General features: G+C 32.2%; 9 protein-coding genes. 1 reads left to right on the top strand and 8 read right to left on the bottom strand.

Annotated elements, in window-relative coordinates:
- Positions 1-193 precede the first annotated feature (193 nt).
- Positions 194-1597: an arginine decarboxylase gene (locus QM536_05865; protein MDI9356535.1), complete on the bottom strand. Its 1404-nt coding sequence runs from the start codon at positions 1595-1597 to the stop codon at positions 194-196.
- Positions 1598-2262: 665 nt separating this feature from the next.
- On the opposite strand from QM536_05865, the gene QM536_05860 reads away from it, so the two are divergent.
- A complete protein-coding gene (locus tag QM536_05860; protein ID MDI9356534.1) occupies positions 2263-3129 on the top strand; it encodes a carboxypeptidase-like regulatory domain-containing protein in 867 nt (288 codons plus the stop codon).
- On the opposite strand, the gene QM536_05855 is transcribed toward QM536_05860, so the two are convergent.
- From QM536_05855 to lpdA, 7 genes are all read right to left on the bottom strand, one after another.
- Positions 3126-4631 (bottom strand): GH3 auxin-responsive promoter family protein, encoded by a 1506-nt coding sequence (locus tag QM536_05855; protein ID MDI9356533.1) that lies wholly within the window; start codon positions 4629-4631, stop codon positions 3126-3128. The two genes, QM536_05860 and QM536_05855, sit on opposite strands and share 4 nt — an antisense overlap.
- 9 nt (positions 4632-4640) lie before the next feature.
- Positions 4641-7040: an AsmA-like C-terminal region-containing protein gene (locus QM536_05850; protein MDI9356532.1), complete on the bottom strand. Its 2400-nt coding sequence runs from the start codon at positions 7038-7040 to the stop codon at positions 4641-4643.
- 47 nt (positions 7041-7087) lie between these two features.
- Positions 7088-12358 (bottom strand): M6 family metalloprotease domain-containing protein, encoded by a 5271-nt coding sequence (locus QM536_05845; protein MDI9356531.1) that lies wholly within the window; start codon positions 12356-12358, stop codon positions 7088-7090.
- Between the two features lie 742 nt (positions 12359-13100).
- Positions 13101-13973, bottom strand: a complete 873-nt coding sequence (locus QM536_05840) for a TIM barrel protein (GenBank protein MDI9356530.1) — start codon at positions 13971-13973, stop codon at positions 13101-13103.
- Positions 13974-14105: 132 nt separating this feature from the next.
- The gene (gene katG, locus QM536_05835) at positions 14106-16283 is read right to left on the bottom strand and encodes a catalase/peroxidase HPI (GenBank protein ID MDI9356529.1); all 2178 of its coding nucleotides are present in this window, start codon (positions 16281-16283) and stop codon (positions 14106-14108) included.
- A gap of 294 nt (positions 16284-16577) precedes the next feature.
- Positions 16578-17855 carry a DEAD/DEAH box helicase gene (locus QM536_05830; protein MDI9356528.1) on the bottom strand — a complete coding sequence of 426 codons (1278 nt, stop codon included), beginning with the start codon at positions 17853-17855 and terminating at the stop codon, positions 16578-16580.
- 14 nt (positions 17856-17869) lie between these two features.
- Entirely contained in the window at positions 17870-19270 is a 1401-nt protein-coding gene (gene lpdA / locus QM536_05825; GenBank protein MDI9356527.1) for a dihydrolipoyl dehydrogenase, read from the bottom strand.
- Positions 19271-19566: the final 296 nt, after the last annotated feature.

The raw sequence follows: 19566 nt of genomic DNA, 5'->3' as shown, positions 1-19566 counted from the left end.
TCACATAAAAAATAAAATAACTATTGAGTATCCGTAAGAAAACTTCTAAAAACCTTGATTAGTAAAAGGATTTAATTTATTATTAATAAAAAAAATATTTCAAACCATTTGACTAAAATTTAAAAAGTAAGAGTTTTCTTGCAGACATTAAGTACTCACAAAAATAGAATAATACGCAATTTTTAATAGAGGATTACCCGTTATACCCAAGTATATTCAAAACACTTTCAGAGCTTTGTTCTTCTCTAAACAGAGATGTAGAGATATTTCCTGTTGCGTCGGTATTAATAATAACATGCCTCATGCATGGGACTAAGCAGTGGTGAATTCCTCCTATTCCTCCGATACTATCTTGATAAGCTCCTGTATTAAAGAATCCTACGTACATTTTTTGATTATGATGGATAGCGGGAAGGTATATTTCTGCTCTATTGCCTGATTCTGAGTTATAAAAATCTGCACTATCGCAAGTAATCCCTCCTAAATTTACTTTTTTATATTCATTTTGCCAATTATTTATGGGCAGTACAATAAATTTTTGGTCTATTCCCCATATATCCGGCAAATGGGTCATAAAAGAACCATCTATCATATACCAAAGTTCCGTATCATTTTGAAGTTTTTGTTCTAGTACCGAAAAAATAGTAACGCCGCTTTCTCCCACAGTATAGGAACCAAACTCTGTAAATATATGAGGAGGGGGAACATTATGTTTATCACATATTTCTTTTATGAGTTTAATTATTTTATGGGTTATTTGAGCATAGTTAAAATAAAATTTCAGGTTGGTTTTTATAGGGAATCCTCCGCCTATGTTTATATGTTTCAATTCGGGACAAACATTCTTCATTTGGCAATAAAGCTCTATAAATTTTGCTAGTTCTGTCCAATAATATGCAGAATCACGGACTCCGGTATTGATGAAAAAATGAAGCAGAAACAGTTTCCCTTTACTGTTTTTGTTTTTCATTTTATTTTTATAATATTCTAAAATAGCGTTAGGGCGTATTCCCAAACGAGACGAGTAGAAAGAAAAATTCGGTTCTTCTGTTGTGGCAACTCTAATCCCTACTTTATACTCTCCTGTAATACGTGCCTCGTAAAAATCTAACTCGTTCATATTATCTAATACAGGAATGCAACGAGAAAAACCATCATTTATAAAATCTGATATATGCTGACTGTAAATATTTTTTTTAAACCCATTACAAATAATATAGTTCTCTTTGCTTATGAGTTTCTTTTGATATATTTTTTTGAGTATCTGCATATCAAATTCGGAAGATGTCTCCAAATGGATATTATTTTTTAATCCTTCTTCTATAATAAACGAAAAGTGTGAGGATTTGGTGCAATAACAATATAAATAGTCTGCATCGTAATGATAGTCCTTCATTGCATCGGTAAATATCCGTTTTGCAAATTGTATCCGTTCACTAATCTTTGGTAGATAACTAATTCTCAAAGGGCTTCCATATTTTTTTATCAAATCTATAAGAGGAATGGTATGATATAATAAAGTATTATTCTCTATCTTAAACTCTTCGGTCGGAAACTCTGCTATTTGATTTAATAAATTGAAGTAACTTAATCCCATATTTGTATTACTATGCTTAAAATTATTGGTGAAACTCTATTAAAATCAATGCTTATTTTTTTATTTCTCTCAAGGTATCCCTTTTGTAAAAAAATAAGCATTTTATAAAAATATATTTATAAAAAACATTGCTTACGCAGCTTTTACTTAGTATTTGCAAAAAAACTCCTAAAGCCTTCATTAGTAAAAGGATCCTATTTATTATTAATGCATGAATACATTGTTTTTTGTATAGTATGATATAAAAGAAAGGACAAAAAGAATCGTTTTGCAATGAAAACCCAAATATCTTTAGCATTTCAAAAAGCATCGTTAGCTATTAGAATTAAATGAGATGAAAATACTCCAAAAAGTAACATACATAACTTATTAACCATTAAAATGGTAAAATACATTTTTTGATGATATTTTTTGCGTAAAGTGAGTAATAAAACTCAATTTTTAGAGCCCACCCATCTTATATTAAAAACTATATCAATTTTATTATATTACAAATTATTGTAAATTATTATTTATTCCATTTCCATTATCCCATCTAAAATCTATTTCATATGTTAATGTTAGAAATTATTATAGTTTTATTTATATCTGCAATACTCTGTCCTTTTATTTTACCAAATAAAAAGGTGAGTAATCATAAAAACGATTGGTAGTGTGTATTCAATATGAGGGTTTTGTTCAGGTTCTTTTTTTGTATTTTTTTCTTTTTCTTTTCTTTTGATACCATACAAGCTCAGGAGCAATGGTACAGTTTTTTTTCTATTAACGGTACTGTTATAGATGCAAGTGATAGTATTCCCCTTAGCTATACTCACGTATATTTGATAAATAAGAGTAAATTTCAAGTAGCGGACTCCGAAGGAAAGTTTTCATTTACTTTAAAAAATGGGGATACCCTTGTGTTTTCTAATGTAGGTTATACCACTCGTTTTATTATTTTCAGAGAGTCTTTGCAAGAGGATAGTACTCCCTATAAAATAAAACTATCCAAAAATACTGTTACCTTGCAAAATGTTACTATTTATGGGAAGAATGTTTTGGAAGGTTTTTTTCAGCAAAATAGGATAAGATATAATGATTATGAAGTGAAAAGTCCTGAAGATAAAATTCTATACTATAACCCTTCTTTTGATGTATCGGGTTCTGGTTTTGCTATCGGTGGTGTTATTTCTTTGTTAGCATCTCAATTTAATAGTGAATATAAACAGCTGAAAAAATTGAATGCCATACGTCAAAAAGAAAGGTTAGTATATGAGGAAGAATATGCAAAGGAGTATCTGAAGTATTTGATACGCAAGCGGTTACATACAGATGTGGTATTGCAGAATACTTCGTTTTTGCGAGGAGAGGTACCTGCATTTTTAGAGTTTTGTTCTCCTACTACTGAGTTTTTAGAATATGCATCTGATTATGAAATTATCAGAATGCTCAAAATAAAAGAATCCCTGTATATAGACAAGGTAAAATTAGAGTCGGGGAGTTCTGATGATGCAATAACCACTATGGAATTGAGGAGGTTATTGAAAGATTAGATATTATCCCTTTCTATTAGAGTGAGTTTATCAGTAATACTTCTATCATTTGATAATCTTGGGACTTTGTTTTGTCCTCCCAATTTTCCCATTGATTTCATATAGTTTATAAATCCGTTTTTTTTTACATGGATTATAGAAAGAGGTTGTATGACTTTTCCTTGTACAAGATCAGCATAATAGGAATTGATTTGTTGAAGGTTTTCATCTATTGTTTTGGCAAATAATTTTGTATTGTGTGGTTCTTTCGCAAATTCTATATACCATTCGTGTCTTGGTAGCCCTTCAAAAGGATTGACATTAGGGGACACGGTAAATTCTATAATTTCTACTTCGGGAAAGTGTATGAGCGTTCTTTGGAGGGCTGTTTCCACTTCTTCTGCGATGACGTGTTCTCCAAAAGCGGATATAAAATGTTTTACTCTTCCTGTAACTATTATTTTATGGGGAAAAAGAGAGACAAATTTCACAATATCTCCAATATTATATCCCCAAAGTCCTGCATTACTATTGATAATAAGTGCATAATTGGTATCTAATTTGACTTGTTCTATATGTAATCGTATGGGATTTGGTTTATGGATTTCTTGGATAGGAATGAATTCAAAAAATATTCCGCTGTTCAAGAGCAGTAGTAAACCGTTTGTTTTTTGAGAATCTTGAAAAGCGAAGAATCCTTCGGAGGCGGGGAATGTTTCTATGGAATCTATTTTTTTTCCTATGGAGTTAAAAAGTTTTTGTTTATAAGGTTCAAAATTAACTCCACCGTATACGAAGAGAGAAAAATTGGGGAAGATATCTTTTATTTTTTTGGAGGTTTTATTTTCTAAGAGAGAAAAATACATTTGCACCCAAGGGGGAATTCCTGATATGAGGGTCATATTTTGTGATAGGGTTTCTTCTGTTATGGTATTTATTTTTTCTTCCCAATCTTCTATGCAGTTAGTGGAGAAAGCGGGTAATTGATTTTTGCGGAGGTATTTTGGAACGTGGTGATTCACAATTCCGGAAAGGCGTCCTACATATATGTTGTGTATTTTTTCTAAAATCGGGCTTCCCGATAAAAAGATGAGTTTTCCATTTAAAAAAGAAGTATTTTTTGTTTCGTGTATGTAGTATAAAAGTGCATTTCGTGCTGCTTTGATATGGAATGGGAGTGATTCTTTACTAATGGGAATATATTTTGTTCCGCTTGTTGTTCCCGAAGTTTTTGCAAAATAGAGAGGAGTTCCTTCCCATAGAATATCTTTCTCACCATTTTTTATTTTCTCTATATATTCTCTTAGACCTTCATAGTCACGCAATGGGACATTTTTTTTAAAATCTTCATAGTTTTTTATTTTTTGGAAGTTGTGTTCTTTTCCAAAAAATGTATTTTTTGCTTGAGAAATTATTTTTTGCAGTATTTTTTCTTGAAAATAATATGGTTTTTGCCTCCATTTTGCCTCTGTATTTACTATATACGAAGCAAACAATTTACTTATATTTGCTATGACATTCATAAAAGTGTTTTATTCTTTTTTGTTATTAAAATCAATATATTCGTTCTCTTGTAATAAAATGGATTTCTTTTTTTTTTGTTTATGTATATTATCCAATAATTCTTTTTTTTCTTCTTTTGCATCTGATAGTATTTTTTCGGCTATTGCTTGAGAATCAAAGTTGATGATGTAATTATCAGTGCTTCCCGTGATTTTTAAAAATAGATAATTTGATTTTTTTTCGGGGTCTTCTATTTTTCCAAATACTGCATCGGGGTCTTTTTTCTTATTTTGCAATATAGGTATTTGCAGATGGTAATCTATTTTTTGGTCAAAAGAGTGAGTGCCATTTATAAATATATCTTTGATATTAGAAGAAATTTTCATTTGGGGAATAGTTATAATTTTATGTTTAATAAAAATTTGATTTTCTAATTTTGCAAAGGTTATATGGGCGAGTTTTTCTTCTTTTACAAAAAGGGACAGTTTTTGCATGGGTTTAAAATCTATGAGTTCTCCATTTTTTCCTATAATTTTTATAAATGCTATGAGGGAATCGGTTTCTATTTTCCAATTATTTTCCATTGGTAGGGATAACTGAAACTCGGAATCTATTTGTCCTTTTATATGTGTATTTTGAATAAAATTTTGGTGAAAATTATCACAAGAATAAAACAAACTATCCAAATAGATATTTTTCATAGAACCTTCTAAGGTATAAGAGATGGGTGGTTGTGTATTAAAATGTATAGAATTTTTTAATATTATACTGCCACCCATAGAATTTGTTGTTTCTATATATATATGAGAATTAGGATGTTCTATATTTCCTTGGATTTTTATGTTTTTTGCATGGAAATTATGGTATGCAATATGCTGTATTTTTCCGGATAGGAGGATTTTTTGGGTTCGGTTGAGAGTATAGTTAGAGGTATCTTTGGGAGAATCATTGCTTTTGAGAGAAAGTAATGTTTCTATATCCATATAATCAGAGGAGAAATACAAAATGGTTTCTCTTTTTTTTTCAAATGGATTTCTTACTATGCCTGTTAGGTTTATATCTGTTTTTCCAATATTTCCTTGTAGTTCGTTAAATGCTATGTTTTTTTTATTAAATATTATTACTCCTCTTCCGTTTGAAACAGAAATATGAGGATCTGTGAGAGATATATCTATGTCTTTGAATTCTATTTCTCCGTTCGGGTAAAAGTTTCCATCTACTAAATTTTTAGAGAGGCATACAGAGTATCTGATATTTCCTTTTGTACATTTCATGTTTTTAAGGGGAAAGAATTCATTTATTTGTGTTGCGTGTTTCATTTGACCCTCTATTTCTAAGGAAGTATTAAAGTTTTCAAAATTATGTATTTCTATTTTTCCTGTGAATGGGGAGTTATTTAATTTTCCTGTTATTTTTTCGGATAATAGATGGGTTTTTGGAAGGGTAAAATCTGTAAAGAAATTGCTTTTTATGTATCCATCGTGTATTTTCCAAAGTGAATCGGGAGCGGAGGTGTATATTTTAGTAAAAGTAACAGTAGACTGTATTTCTTTTTTATTTTCTTGGGAAACGAAGCTCCCTTTTAAGAAAATTTCACTTTCTATTTTATAATCTTTGAGTAGATTTTGAGTATTGGTTGGGATATTTTTTATAAAATTTTTCAAGGAAGGGATATGAGATAAAAAATCTATTTGTGTTTTTTTTGTATCGTGTATAATATCGGCTTGTATGGAAGAGTAATCTGTTTCTATTGCTAATTTTTGTATAGATGCGATAGTATTTTGGATTATGAGGATTTGTTTTGCAGAAAGTTCTATGCCTTCATTTTCCCAAATATGATTTTCTCCCAAGGTATTTTTTTTTATTTTTCCTGTAAATGAAAGTGAAAGAGATATAGTATCTTGTTTCATCTGCAAAAATGTTGTTTTTCCTTTTTTTATATTCCAAGATATGTATATATTCTTTTCTAAATCTTTGTAATGGATTTGTATATTTTGGAAAAAGATAGTTCCTAAAGAAAGTGGAGGAGTATTTTTTTTGGGGGAGAATGTTTTTTTGGGAGGGGGGTGTTTAGCATAGTTATTTATGAAAATAGAACCGCTCTTTATGATTATGTTTTTTATATCGTATTGTTTTTGTAAAACACTGTACAAATTGCATTGGAAAGATACTTTTTTGAGGGTGATTATTTTTTCTTTCTCTAATTGTATTTTGATTTCTAATAATATAAAAGAAATATTGGGGAAGCTTTCAAAAAATTCTATATCTACGTTTTTTATTTGGATAGGGGTGTCTATATTTTCGTTTAGTTTTTGGATAAAAATGGGTATGAAAGTATCTTTATTTTTCACAATATAGAATACGAGTCCAAAAAAAATAAGAGATGCGGAAAAAATAACAATAATAACAAATTTTAAAGTTTTTTGCATCGTTTTTGTGTAAAAAATGGTAAAGATTATGGGATTCTTTTTACCTATCAGTGCAGTAAAACCTTTTTTGTGATGGTATAATTTTTTGTTTGTAATTCTATTATATAAATTCCTTTTTTAAGATGGTCTAATAGTACGTTATAGAGTAATTGAGGGTTATTTTTATGGATGGTTATTTTTTTAATGGATTCGCCTAACAAAGAATATATGTTTATATGTATATATCCGGTGTAGTTATTATGTATATCTATGGTAAAGTTTCCTGTGTTAGGATTCGGAAAAATAGTTACGGAGTTACTTTCAAATTCGGTTTTTGTAAGAGGATTTATTGCAAAGAGAGCTGTTAATCTGCGGTCATAGAGTATGTTAAATTTGTAATTTTGGTTTGTAGATACATTTATATTATTTTCTATCCAATGGACAAATTTATATCCGTTTTTTGGAGTAGCAGTTATAGTAACGGTATCATTATATGAATATGTTCCACTTCCTGATATGTTTCCCCCATTATTATTTTTGGTAATATTTACGGTCAATGTTTTTATATCGAAAAGTGCTGTGAGATTTCTATTGGAAGCTGCGGTGAATTGATAGATTGCAGAATCAGAAACAGGGTTTTGATTTTCCATCCATTTTATAAATTTGTGCTTAGGCGAGGTAGAAGTAACTATTAATTCTACGGGGTCACCATGTTTATATTCTCCGGTTCCTGTTATATTTGTGATATTTGGCATATTGGAGTTAGCTGTTATGGTATAGGTGCTTATAGTAAAATGTGCTACCAAATTTCTATGAGATGATATGATAAAAGAGTAGGTATTGTATGGAGAAATTTTTTCTCCGTTTTCTGTCCAGTGTAAAAAAGTATATCCTGGGACAGGTGTTGCAGTAATAGCTACGGCTCTCCCGTATGGGTATTTTTTTTCTCCTACAATAGTTCCTGTCTCTAAGGGATTGGTAGATACTTCAACAAGATAGAGGTTGGTACTGAACTTGGCTATGAGATTTCTGTCTGTATTTACTATAAAGCTATACAAACTATCTATGGAAACAGTTTTTTCATTTTCTGTCCATTCGGAGAATGTGTATCCTGTGTTTGGTATAAATGTAATGGTAATAGGGGAACCGTGTTTAAATTCTCCTGTTCCTTGTATTGATGCTGCTTCTAATGGGGAAGGTGTTGCGGTTATAATACGTGGGTTTTGAGTAAAATTTGCTATGAGATTTCTATTAGACCGGGTTGTAAAGGAAAAAACAGGTGTAGAGGTAACGATTTCACCATTTTCTGTCCAGTTTACAAAAGAATATCCGGTTGATGGGACTGCAGTTAGAGATGCTGTTTGTCCTTTGTAGTAAAGGCCGGTTCCTGTTATATTTCCTGAATTTGGGATATTCGTTGATGCTTCAATGAAATAAGAGTTAGTAATAAAATTTGCGACTAAGGTTTTATCGGTGTTCACGGTAAAGGAGTAGAGTGGTGATGAAGAAACTTGTATTCCGTTTTCTGTCCAATTACTAAAGTTATATCTTGAGCTGGGGGTTGCGTTTAGGTGTATTAATTGTCCATGTGAGAAAGTTCCTGTACCGGTTATATTTCCACCTTCTGCTATGTTAGCGGTAGCTCTTACTTGATATGTTTTCAAGGCAAATCGAGCAATTAAACTACTATTTGTGGTGACAATAAATGAAAAACTTCTCTGATAAGAGATAGGAGCTCCGTTTCTGGTCCAGTTTTGAAGTATGTATATTTTATCATCATAAATATATTCATGTGTTGTTCCTGCTAATGTAAAATTTACAGTGTCTCCATAATAATATGTGTTTTTATTTATTCCTACTATAGTTGCTATATTTTGTGGGTTTGTAGATGCGACTATAGAATATGGGATTCTGTTAAAATTTGCGGTGAGGTTTCTATTTTCTGTAGCACCGTTTATGATGTATGTGGGGTTAGAAGAAACTATTCCTATACCAGGCTCTGTCCAGTTTACAAAAGTATATCCCGGGGATGCCGATGCATTAATGCTTACAGGTTCTAAATATTCGTAGTTTGTGGTACCGTATCTACTGGAATTGGTTATAATACCTGCATTACTACTTGGGTTTAGAGAGGTAGTTATAGTATAGATATTTACAGAAAAATGTGCTATTATATTACGAGAAGATGTTGCTGAAAACGAAAGAGTTCCTGTGTGAGAAAGAGTTACCCCATTTTCGCTCCAATGACTAAAAGAATATCCTATTCCAGGAGTAGCTGTAAGAATGACATTTTGTGCGTGGACAAAAGTTCCACTTCCATCTATTGATCCAGAGTTTTCTGGTTCAGTTTTGGTAATAATAGGATAATTACTTATTGAAAATAATCCTCTCAGTGTTTTAATGGTATCAGAAGAAAAAGATACAGTATCTATTCTTAAAAGGTAATCTGAATCAAAGGACAGGGCAATATTTTCATTTTGCCATCTTTGAAAGGAATACCCAACAGATGCAACTGCACGTATAAGGGCGGTTTGTCCATAATTATATAATTGAGATGTATCTAATGAATGAATAGATCCTAATAATCTTGTACCTACTTTACCAATAGATGTATCAGCAGTAGTGACACGGAGAGTATATCTACGAGGTATAAAATTTGCTATAAAAGTTCTATTACTATCGGCGGGAAAAGAATACGTCGTATTTATAGATATTTCTCTTCCATTTTCAGTCCAATTTTGAAAAGTATACCCTATTATTGGAGTAATACTCAGGGTTACTATGTCTCCTATTCTATAAACTCTTCCTCCGTTCACATAATTCTGAGCATCAGATGGGTTTGCAAGAGCTATTATGGTATACTGGGGAATAGAAACACATATTCTAAAATATCCTCTTTCTCCTGTATATGACCATAATCGAACAAAAAGAGTATCCGATGATCTTTGATTTTTTACAGTTAATTTTGGCATTCTACCATTGGCATCAAAAAAACATTGTGAAGATAAAGATTCAAGACGAGATCCCAAATATACAGACATTCCCGCATTCCTTATAGATGAGTTTGCCCCATCTGAATAAGTAGTAATATCCACTGCTCCTGATGAAGGTACTATTACCTGAAACCAAACATCCCCTGCATTATTGCTAATAGAACCTCCACAAAATGGGAATGGTTGAGGAGAATTTGTCCGTCCTACATTATGACTTCGGACTCCTCCGGATGATGTGCAAACAGTAGGTGATACTGAGAGCATCTTTGCATTTGATGGTTCATCGTTATTTTCGGGAGATGTTACGGTAATATTTTTATAAAAAGTATTATCTGCTATGTTTTTTTCAGGAAGAGAAAAATTTATAACTACTTTTATTCTGTGATTTCCTTCGCTTATTCTTCCTAATATTATATCTTCTGTTCCCCAAGTGCCATTGATAGGTACGGAATTATTATTAGATAATGTTCCTAAAAAGACTTCATTATTATCTTCTACTATATCATAGATAGAAACACTAAATCCATTTGCTATAGCAGTATCTCCATTATTAATACAAGAAATATCTAAATATAAAATATCTTCTGTGGTAAAAGTATTGACATCTGTATTGTCTCCATAATTTTGAGAAATAACTACTGATGTATCCCATTCCGCAGGTTTATAAAAAGCTATATTAGGATATAAAACTATGGGAGGAGGCGGCGGAGCAGGAGGAACAGTTACATCAAAAATTATGTTAGTCCCAGATCTACGAATATTATATACGTTAATATTTGTATTTTGGTTTGTATATGTTCTAGAATTAGGAGTAGTATTATCATTAAAAGAAGTACGGCTTCCATTAGGAAAGAGCTGACCACTACTACCGAAGTAACTATTAGTCAAATAATCCAAAGCATTGGAAATACCAAGACTGGAAGGGACAGGGGCATCTAGTTCATTACCTCCTGTGGCTTCTTCTAAATCAACGAGTTTATTATTTTTATTGGAGTTTCCTTTGTTTACTTGATAGCTATTAATATGATATATTGCTAAACCACTCCCTGGTAATGAAGTATTTATATCACTACTTCCTGGTAATGAAGCATACCAAGGACCAGATGCTGTTTGTTGTTTATTTTCTAATAAAAAATACTCATTTATGTTCTGAGTATTGATTCGGTAACATGCTGTAGAATCAGAAGAAGAGGGAGCTAATACTAATCCCGTAGCAGATTCTGTAATAACCTGTGGGTTAAACCATCCAAATGCTTCTTTACAGTATGCAGAATAGGATTCTCCGTGACCCATAATACACCATGCCCCTAATCCTATGGATGACCGAGTCACATCATACAGATCTCGCACTCCCATAAGATGACCAAATTCATGACCAAGAATTTTCTTAATAACCAATTGGTCCGTTACTATCGGAATACCTAACAAGGAATTCACAAGTTGATTAGTTGTTCCCCATTTTTCTGGTTGTATAGAGTAGCTTTCTATGAGTATACCATCTCTATTTTCGGATAAAGCATTAGTTCCCGCATGAGGATATGCATAGTTATTATAATCATCTAATGCATTTACAGCGGAATATCCTGAATGTATTATAATAAGAGCATCTAAATACCCATCTTTATTACTATCATACTGAGAAAAATTAACATCTGCGTCTGCTTGAGCTATCGCTGCTGTTACCATTGGAATAACAGCAGTATTCCCTAATGAATATCCGTATGTAGCATAGTTATTAGGAGTAGTATACCATCCGAATACATCAAATGTTGGGTTTAGTTTTCCGTAAGAACTGCTTCTCAGAAATTCTTTGAAACTTCCACTACCATTATTTAAATGATCCGATAATTGTGCTTTAGTATAAGTATTTGATAGATCTGGATATTTAATAAGTAACACAGGAATTCTGATATTTCCTTTTGTAGGAGTGAATTTAACATATTTACTAAAAGTAGCATTTCTGTGTATATGTTCTATTTCCGAATCTGATAAGATATTTCTTATATGTTTAGGAATAGTTATTAAAAATCGGTTTTCTTTGTTGGTTCTTTCATTTATATTACGTGCTTTAAATCCCGATAAATAAAGTTTCCCTGTGCTATTTAAACGGGCATATTGAAAAAAACCTAAACTGTCTTTCAAAAGAGTATACCCATCTTCTGTTTCTTTATAAATAATATTATCATGTTCTCCTCCAAATACATTCACTATGGATATTCTTGTACCATCTGGTATGGTTTCTGGTATAGGAAATGAAGGAAAAAATGGAAAACGGCAGATGTGTTGGGCTTGTGATATATAAATAATTGCAATTAAAGAAATTAAAAACGAATATATTGTTTTCATATACGATAAGATTGTTTTTTTATGATGGAAAAATAATAGGAATAATAAATAATAGTTGTATTCATTCCAAAGTTGTTATTAAATATACATAATTTTTTATTATATCACAATTTATAACACAAATTCTTATTTTATTGAGTAACATAAAAGCATATTTTTACAATATTGTTCTTTAAAAAGTACTTATTACGTATTGTTAAGCAACCATAGCAAGTTTATTATGTAAGTGCAAAATTAATAATTTTAAATATTTCACTACCATATGATGTTGTGCTTTTGAATAGCATTTACCTTTTTTTAAATCTTGCTAGGTAGTGTCTTATTCTCTCATTACCTATTCTGTAAAAATTTCTGCTTTTTGATTCCTTATATTTTCCTCATGGGATTAATTCCGAATGAATTTTCCAATAATCTATGTTGTCAAAAACTATTGATGCCCGTTGTTTTGATACCGTCTCATAATTTTTCATAAGTATTTGTAGATAGTTCTCCACAAACAAAATTGACGAATCTTTTATCAAATATACCTTTCAATATACATAAATAACACTATAGGTTTCTTATTTACGTTTTTTTGCACTTCTTTGAATCAATGATCAAAAATACCATTGTCTGTTTAAAAATTTAGCGTCTTTACAAGTATTTGATTTTTTAATTTTTGGACAATTCATGTTTCTTATAGTTTTTATTTGTCAATACAACTATTTAGCAAGGGTAAAAAATGATATTCAAATGGGTATTGTTATACGTCGCATATTTGTATTGCTTGTCGGAGAGATTGGAAAGGTTCCTCTTTGGAAGGGATAAACTCCTGCCCTACAAATCCTTTATAACCTGTTTTTACGATTGCATGCATTATTGCGGGATAGAAAAGTTCTTGTGTTTCATCAATTTCTCTTCTGCCGGGGACACCTCCTGTGTGATAATGTCCAAAGTATTTTCCATATTTTTGGATAGTAGCAATAATATCGCCTTCCATTATCTGCATGTGGTAGATATCGTAGAGAAGTTTGAAATAAGAAGAACCTAATTTTTCCACCAAAGCGATAGACCATTTCGTGTTATCGGCTTGATAATCGGGATGGTCTCTTTTACTATTAAATACTTCCATACAAATAGTTACATCGTATTTTTGTGCTATTTTAAGAATGGGTTCTATTCCTTTGGCACAGTTTTCTAATCCTGTTACATCATCTATACCATTTCTATTGCCTGAGAAGCATATCATACTTTTAAATCCTTGTTCTGCTGCTTTCGGTATAGTATTTGAAAATTCTTGGAAGTATTGAGAATGGAGTTTTGGATCATTGAACCCTACTGTTATAGGGAGTTTAGAGCCGTATACCATAGCACAGGTAAGTCCGTATTTTTTTACCACATTCCACTCTTCTTCATACAATAATTCTACGGATTTAATACCTATAGATTGTGCGGCTTCACATACTTGTTCTAAGGTGTTTTGAGAGTAAGGCCACCTGCAAACAGAATGGTTTATATTTCCTTTGAGTGCTGTTTTTTTAGCATTTTTTGCATCTAATGTATTTATAATACTGGGTATGCTTGCTAATCCTATGGTTGTCAATCCTACTTTTTTGATAGCTTCTTTTCTGTTCATTATATTTATTGAGATATATTTTTTAATATGAGAGGTATATTTTATAAAAGTGGATACTTCAGGTACAAGTACCAAAGTATCCACTTTACAAAAAATCCGCAGTTAGTTGTTTAGATATATGAGTAAGATTTTTTATGTAATTATATCGAATCGGTCGGCGTTCATTACTTTTGCCCAAGTTTTTACAAAGTCGGTTACAAATTTTTCTTTGTTATCGTCTTGTGCATATAATTCGGAATAAGCCCTTAGTATAGAATTAGAACCAAAAACGAGATCTACCCTTGTTGCTGTCCATTTAGTTTTTCCTGTTTTTCGGTCTACTATATGGTAGAGATTATCTGAAACGGGTTTCCATGAGTAGTTCATGTCGGTAAGGTTTACAAAAAAATCGTTGGTGAGAGTCCCTTCACGTTCCGTAAATACCCCGTGTTTTGTTCCAGCATAATTAGTTCCCAAAACCCTCATTCCACCAATTAAAACTGTCATTTCAGGGGCTGTAAGTCCCATGAGTTGAGTTCTATCTAATAGCATTTCTTCGGGTTTTACGATATATTCTTTTTTCTGCCAATTTCTGTATCCGTCGTGTAATGGTTCTAGTGGTGCGAAAGAATCTGTGTCTGTCATTTCGACTGTTGCATCGCCTCTTCCTGCTGTAAAAGGAACTTTTATATTGAAACCGGCTTTTTTTGCGGCTTTTTCTATTGCTGCATTTCCTCCGAGAATTATTAGATCGGCAATACTTATTTTTTTGCTGAGTCCTAGCTGAAATTTATTGAGTGCATTCAAAACTTTTTCAAGGCGTTTTGGTTCATTTCCTTCCCAATTTTTTTGAGGGTCGAGGCGTATTCTTGCACCATTTGCTCCCCCTCTGTAATCGGAGGATCTGAAAGTTCTTGCACTATCCCAAGCAGTATTAATGAGTTCGGATTCGGTTAATCCACAGTTTAGAAGTTTTGTTTTTAGTTCTTCTATTTCTGATTCAGATAGTGTGTAATGGACTGCGGGTATGGGGTCTTGCCAGATGAGGTCTTCTTTTGGAACGTCTGCACCGAGGTAACGGCTTTTTGGTCCCAAATCACGGTGTGTCAGTTTAAACCATGCTTTAGCAAACACTTGTGCAAAATATTCTGGATTTTTATAGAATTTTTCTGATATTTTTCGGTATTCGGGGTCCATTTTCAGAGCCATGTCTGCATCAGTCATCATTGGATTTCGGCGAACTCCTTTGATATGAGCATCAAAAGGTTTATCTTCTTCTTTTATATTAATGGGTTCCCATTGCCATGCTCCTGCGGGGCTTTTTTTATTTTCCCATTCGTGGGTGAGTAATAAATAAAAATAGGTATTGTTCCATTTGTGGGGGAAAGTTGTCCATGCTCCTTCTAGTCCGCTGGTTACAGTATGTTCTGCATTTCCTTTTCCTTTTGGATTCATCCAACCTAAGCCTTGTTGTTCTAAATCAGCTGCTTCGGGGTTTGGTCCTAAAAGAGAAGCATCACCATTTCCATGAGTTTTTCCAACAGTATGTCCTCCTGCTGTTAATGCAACAGTTTCTTCATCGTTCATAGCCATTCGTTTGAATGTGATTCGCATTGCTTGTGCTGTTTTGAGAGGGTTTGGTTTGCTGTCAACTCCTTCGGGGTTTACGTAAATCAATCCCATTTGTACTGCTGCTAAAGGATTTTCAAGAGTTGTTTCATCTGATGTATCTGAATAACGATTTTTTCCTAACCAATTTTTTTCATTACCCCAGTAAATGTCTTTTTCAGGATGCCAAATATCTTCTCGTCCTCCTGCAAATCCAAATGTTTTAAATCCCATAGATTCGTAAGCCATGTTTCCTGCAAGTATTATTAAATCAGCCCATGATAATTTGTTGCCGTATTTTTTTTTGATGTGCCACAAAAGTCGGCGGGCTTTGTCTAAATTTGCATTATCGGGCCAGCTATTCAATGGTGCAAATCGTTGATTACCTGTATTTGCTCCTCCACGTCCATCGGCAATTCTATATGTTCCTGCAGCGTGCCAAGCCATACGTATCATTAATCCTCCGTAGTTTCCCCAATCAGCAGGCCACCAGTCTTGGCTTTCTGTCATGAGTTTTTTGAGGTCGTTTTTTACTGCTTCTAAATCAAGTTTTTGAAACTCTTTGCGATAGTTAAAACTTTGTCCTAAGGGGTTCGTTTTGGTATCGTGTTGGTGTAAAATGTCCAAATGGAGTGAATCTGGCCACCAACTCATAACAGAATTTTTTGATTCTGTGTTTGCTCCGTGCATGACAGGGCATTTTCCTTTTTCTTTATTTTCCATAGTTGTTATATTTGTTAATTATGATATTTGTTTAGGTTGGGTTCTAAAAATTGTTTTGTTTTGAAATTGTAAAAAATAATAGAACCCTTCTATTTTTTAAATTTATTTTCTAAACACAATTTATATATTTTTGAAAATTTAGCAAATATTTTTATTTTTTTTATATTTTCATTTGAGTGTGCTCATAAAAATAAGTGTTTAGCACTTATAATTTTGTACTATTTGGCTATCAGTAGTTTTAAAATCCAGTATTTCTGTAAAAGAGGGTTTTCTAAGTGGTTTTTTTTTATTTTGTTATTTGTTATTTGTTTTTTTATGGTGAAAAACGGGGTTCTTTTTTTTTTTATGAAAAGCACCTTGGAAGTTTGGATTTTCTTTTTTCATCTGTGTATCTATTTTTCTATTCATGTCTTGCCTTTCTTCTTTGGGAGTAGGGGTTACTTCTACTTCTTGTGGGATGGAAAATATCTGTATTTTTTTTTTGAGTATATGTTCAATTTTTTTTATATGGTGTTCTTCTTCGGGGGATACAAAGGTCCATGCTGTTCCTTGTTGGTTTACTCTCCCTGTTCTGCCTATGCGATGGATATAATCTTCATAGATGAGAGGTACATCAAAATTAATAACATACATAACTTCAGGAATATCTATTCCTCGAGCGGTTATGTCTGTGGTTACTAGTATCTGTGTTTCATTTTTTCTAAAGGAATTGAGAGCGTTTATACGAGTGTTTTGGTCTTTGTTTCCGTGTATTACTAGAGCAGATTTTGTGATTTTTCTTTGTAAAAACTTACATACTTCAGTAGCTCTTTGTTTTGTTTTTGTGAATAGGATGACTCTTTCATTTTCTTTTACTTTATGGATGAGTATCCATTCCAGCATGTGGATTTTTGTTTTTAGGTTTGGTATAAAAGTGATATTTTGTTGGATGGAGAGAGGGGTTATATTGTCTTGGGATAGGTCTATTTTTTCGGGGAATTCTAAAAATTCTTCTGATAGTTGGATTACTTTTTGGGGTATGGTAGCAGAAAAGAGGAGGTTTTGTCTTTTTTTAGATGGGATTATTTCTAATATATTTCTGATTTGGTGTATAAATCCCATATCCATTATTTTATCGGCTTCGTCTAGTACGAGGGTTTTTATGAATTTAGTAGAAAATACTTGTAGATGGTATATTTCTAAAAATCTTGCGGGGGTAGAAACGATAATATCTATTCCTTTTTCACATTTTGCTGCATCTTTTTTTGGGTTTTTTCCGCCGAAGAAAGAAGTTATTCTTATGTTGGTATATTTAGCGAGTAGTATGCAGTGCTGTTCTATTTGCATTACTAATTCTCGGGTAGGTGCTATAATAAGTGCTATGGGGGAGCGTTCTTGTGCAAATTTTATTTTATAGAGTATGGGTAATAAGTAGGCGGCTGTTTTTCCTGTTCCTGTTTGAGCTATAGCGAGTATATTTCTTCCAGCATTTATGAGAGGAATGGCTTTCATCTGAATGGGAGTAGGTGTTGTAAATCCTAGATCTTGTATGGCATTTAAGAGTTGTCTATTGAGTGGTAGTGTTTCAAACATTATTTTGGGATGATTTATATATTGAGAGGTCTATTTTCGGTAGCAGATAGACATGCTTCTTTTATTGCTTCTGTATAAGTGGGGTGTGCATGTGATATACGGGCAATGTCTTCTGCGGATGCTTTGTATTCCATAGCTACAACTCCTTCTGCTATCATATCGGCGGCTCTTGCTCCTATGATATGCATTCCTAGTATTTCATCACTTTGTTTATGCGCCAGTATTTTTACTAATCCTTCTTCATCGTTACTTGCTTTTGCTCTTCCTAATGCTTTGTATGGGAAAGATCCTATTTTATAGGGTGTAGAGTGTTCTTTGAGTTGTTCTTCAGTATATCCTACAGATGCTACTTCTGGCCATGTATAGACCACGTTGGGTATAAGATTATAGTTTATGTGTGGTTTTTGCCCTGCAATAATTTCTGCGACAAAGACCCCTTCTTCTTCTGCTTTGTGTGCGAGCATAGGACCTTTAGTAACATCTCCAATAGCGTATATTCCTTTCACTTTTGTTTCCAGATTGGTATCTGTTTCTATTTTTCCTTGTTTATCGGGGATAATACCGATATTTTCTAAGCCGAGATTCTCTGTATAGGGTTTTCTGCCTATGGAGACTAAGCAATATTCTGATTCTATGGTAGTTGTTTCGTTATTATGATTTTGAGCTTGTATGGTTATTTTTTTATTTGTATTTTGAACAGAAGTTACTTTATGTTGCAGATAGAATTGGAAACCAATGTTTTTTAAGGATTTTTGAAGTTCTTTTCCCATAGTTCTGTCCATAGTAGGGATAATAGAGTCCAAATATTCTATGACTGTTATATTTGTTCCTAATCTTGCAAAGACAGATCCTAGTTCCATCCCTATTACTCCTCCTCCTATTATAGCCATATTTTTAGGGATTTTTGTTAATTGCAGAGCTTCTGTGCTGGTAATTATTTTTTGTTTATCTATTTGAATAAATGGTAATGATGCGGGTTTAGAACCGGTTGCTATAATAATTTTTTCTCCATTGAGAATAGTTTCTTTTTTATTTTTGTCTTTTATTTGGATTCTATTCGCATCTAAAAAAGATCCCATTCCGTTATAAACATCTATTTTATTTTTTTTCATAAGAAAAGAAATTCCATCACATGTTTGCTTTACTACTTGGTTTTTTCGGGTTATCATTTGGGATAAGTCGGAGGATATACCGGAAATATTTATTCCATGTTCTTTAAATGAATGGGTAGCATTGTAAAAATGTTCTGATGAATCTAATAATGCCTTAGAAGGAATACATCCTACGTTGAGACATGTTCCTCCTAATGTTTCGTATTTTTCGATGATTGCTGTTTTTAGGTTTAATTGGGCACATCTTATAGCTGCTATATAACCACCTGGTCCGGAACCTATCACTATTACGTTGTATTGCATATTTTTTTATATTTTGAGGTAAAAGTTTAATAAAATGTTATTTTTGTGTAATCTAATGAATATATTATTTTTTTATGAATGTATGTTATTTTTTGGATTATTTTGTTAGAATATTGTAACTATTGGGTACACTCTAAAAAATTTCTTTTACCCCAATTATTGATTGGATTTCAAAAGTATTGATAATTTAATAGTTACAGAATTACAAGTATATCAAGAGTAACTTTTGGGAGATGGTTCATTTTTAGATTTTTATTCTTTCAAAAAACCATATTCATACACCTTTGGTTCTATTT

Source organism: Chitinophagaceae bacterium, from assembly GCA_030053935.1.
Lineage (GTDB): Bacteria > Bacteroidota > Bacteroidia > Cytophagales > JASGCU01 > JASGCU01.
This window is presented reverse-complemented; position numbering and strand designations above follow the sequence as displayed.

Excerpts from the sequence above, each read along its gene's own strand:
- QM536_05865 (MDI9356535.1), bottom strand. The coding sequence starts at position 1,597 with ATGGGATTAAGTTACTTCAATTTATTAAATCAAATAGCAGAGTTTCCG.
- QM536_05860 (MDI9356534.1), top strand. The coding sequence starts at position 2,263 with ATGAGGGTTTTGTTCAGGTTCTTTTTTTGTATTTTTTTCTTTTTCTTT.
- QM536_05855 (MDI9356533.1), bottom strand. The coding sequence starts at position 4,631 with ATGAATGTCATAGCAAATATAAGTAAATTGTTTGCTTCGTATATAGTA.
- QM536_05850 (MDI9356532.1), bottom strand. The coding sequence starts at position 7,040 with ATGCAAAAAACTTTAAAATTTGTTATTATTGTTATTTTTTCCGCATCT.
- QM536_05845 (MDI9356531.1), bottom strand. The coding sequence starts at position 12,358 with ATGAAAACAATATATTCGTTTTTAATTTCTTTAATTGCAATTATTTAT.
- QM536_05840 (MDI9356530.1), bottom strand. The coding sequence starts at position 13,973 with ATGAACAGAAAAGAAGCTATCAAAAAAGTAGGATTGACAACCATAGGA.
- katG (MDI9356529.1), bottom strand. The coding sequence starts at position 16,283 with ATGGAAAATAAAGAAAAAGGAAAATGCCCTGTCATGCACGGAGCAAAC.
- QM536_05830 (MDI9356528.1), bottom strand. The coding sequence starts at position 17,855 with ATGTTTGAAACACTACCACTCAATAGACAACTCTTAAATGCCATACAA.
- lpdA (MDI9356527.1), bottom strand. The coding sequence starts at position 19,270 with ATGCAATACAACGTAATAGTGATAGGTTCCGGACCAGGTGGTTATATA.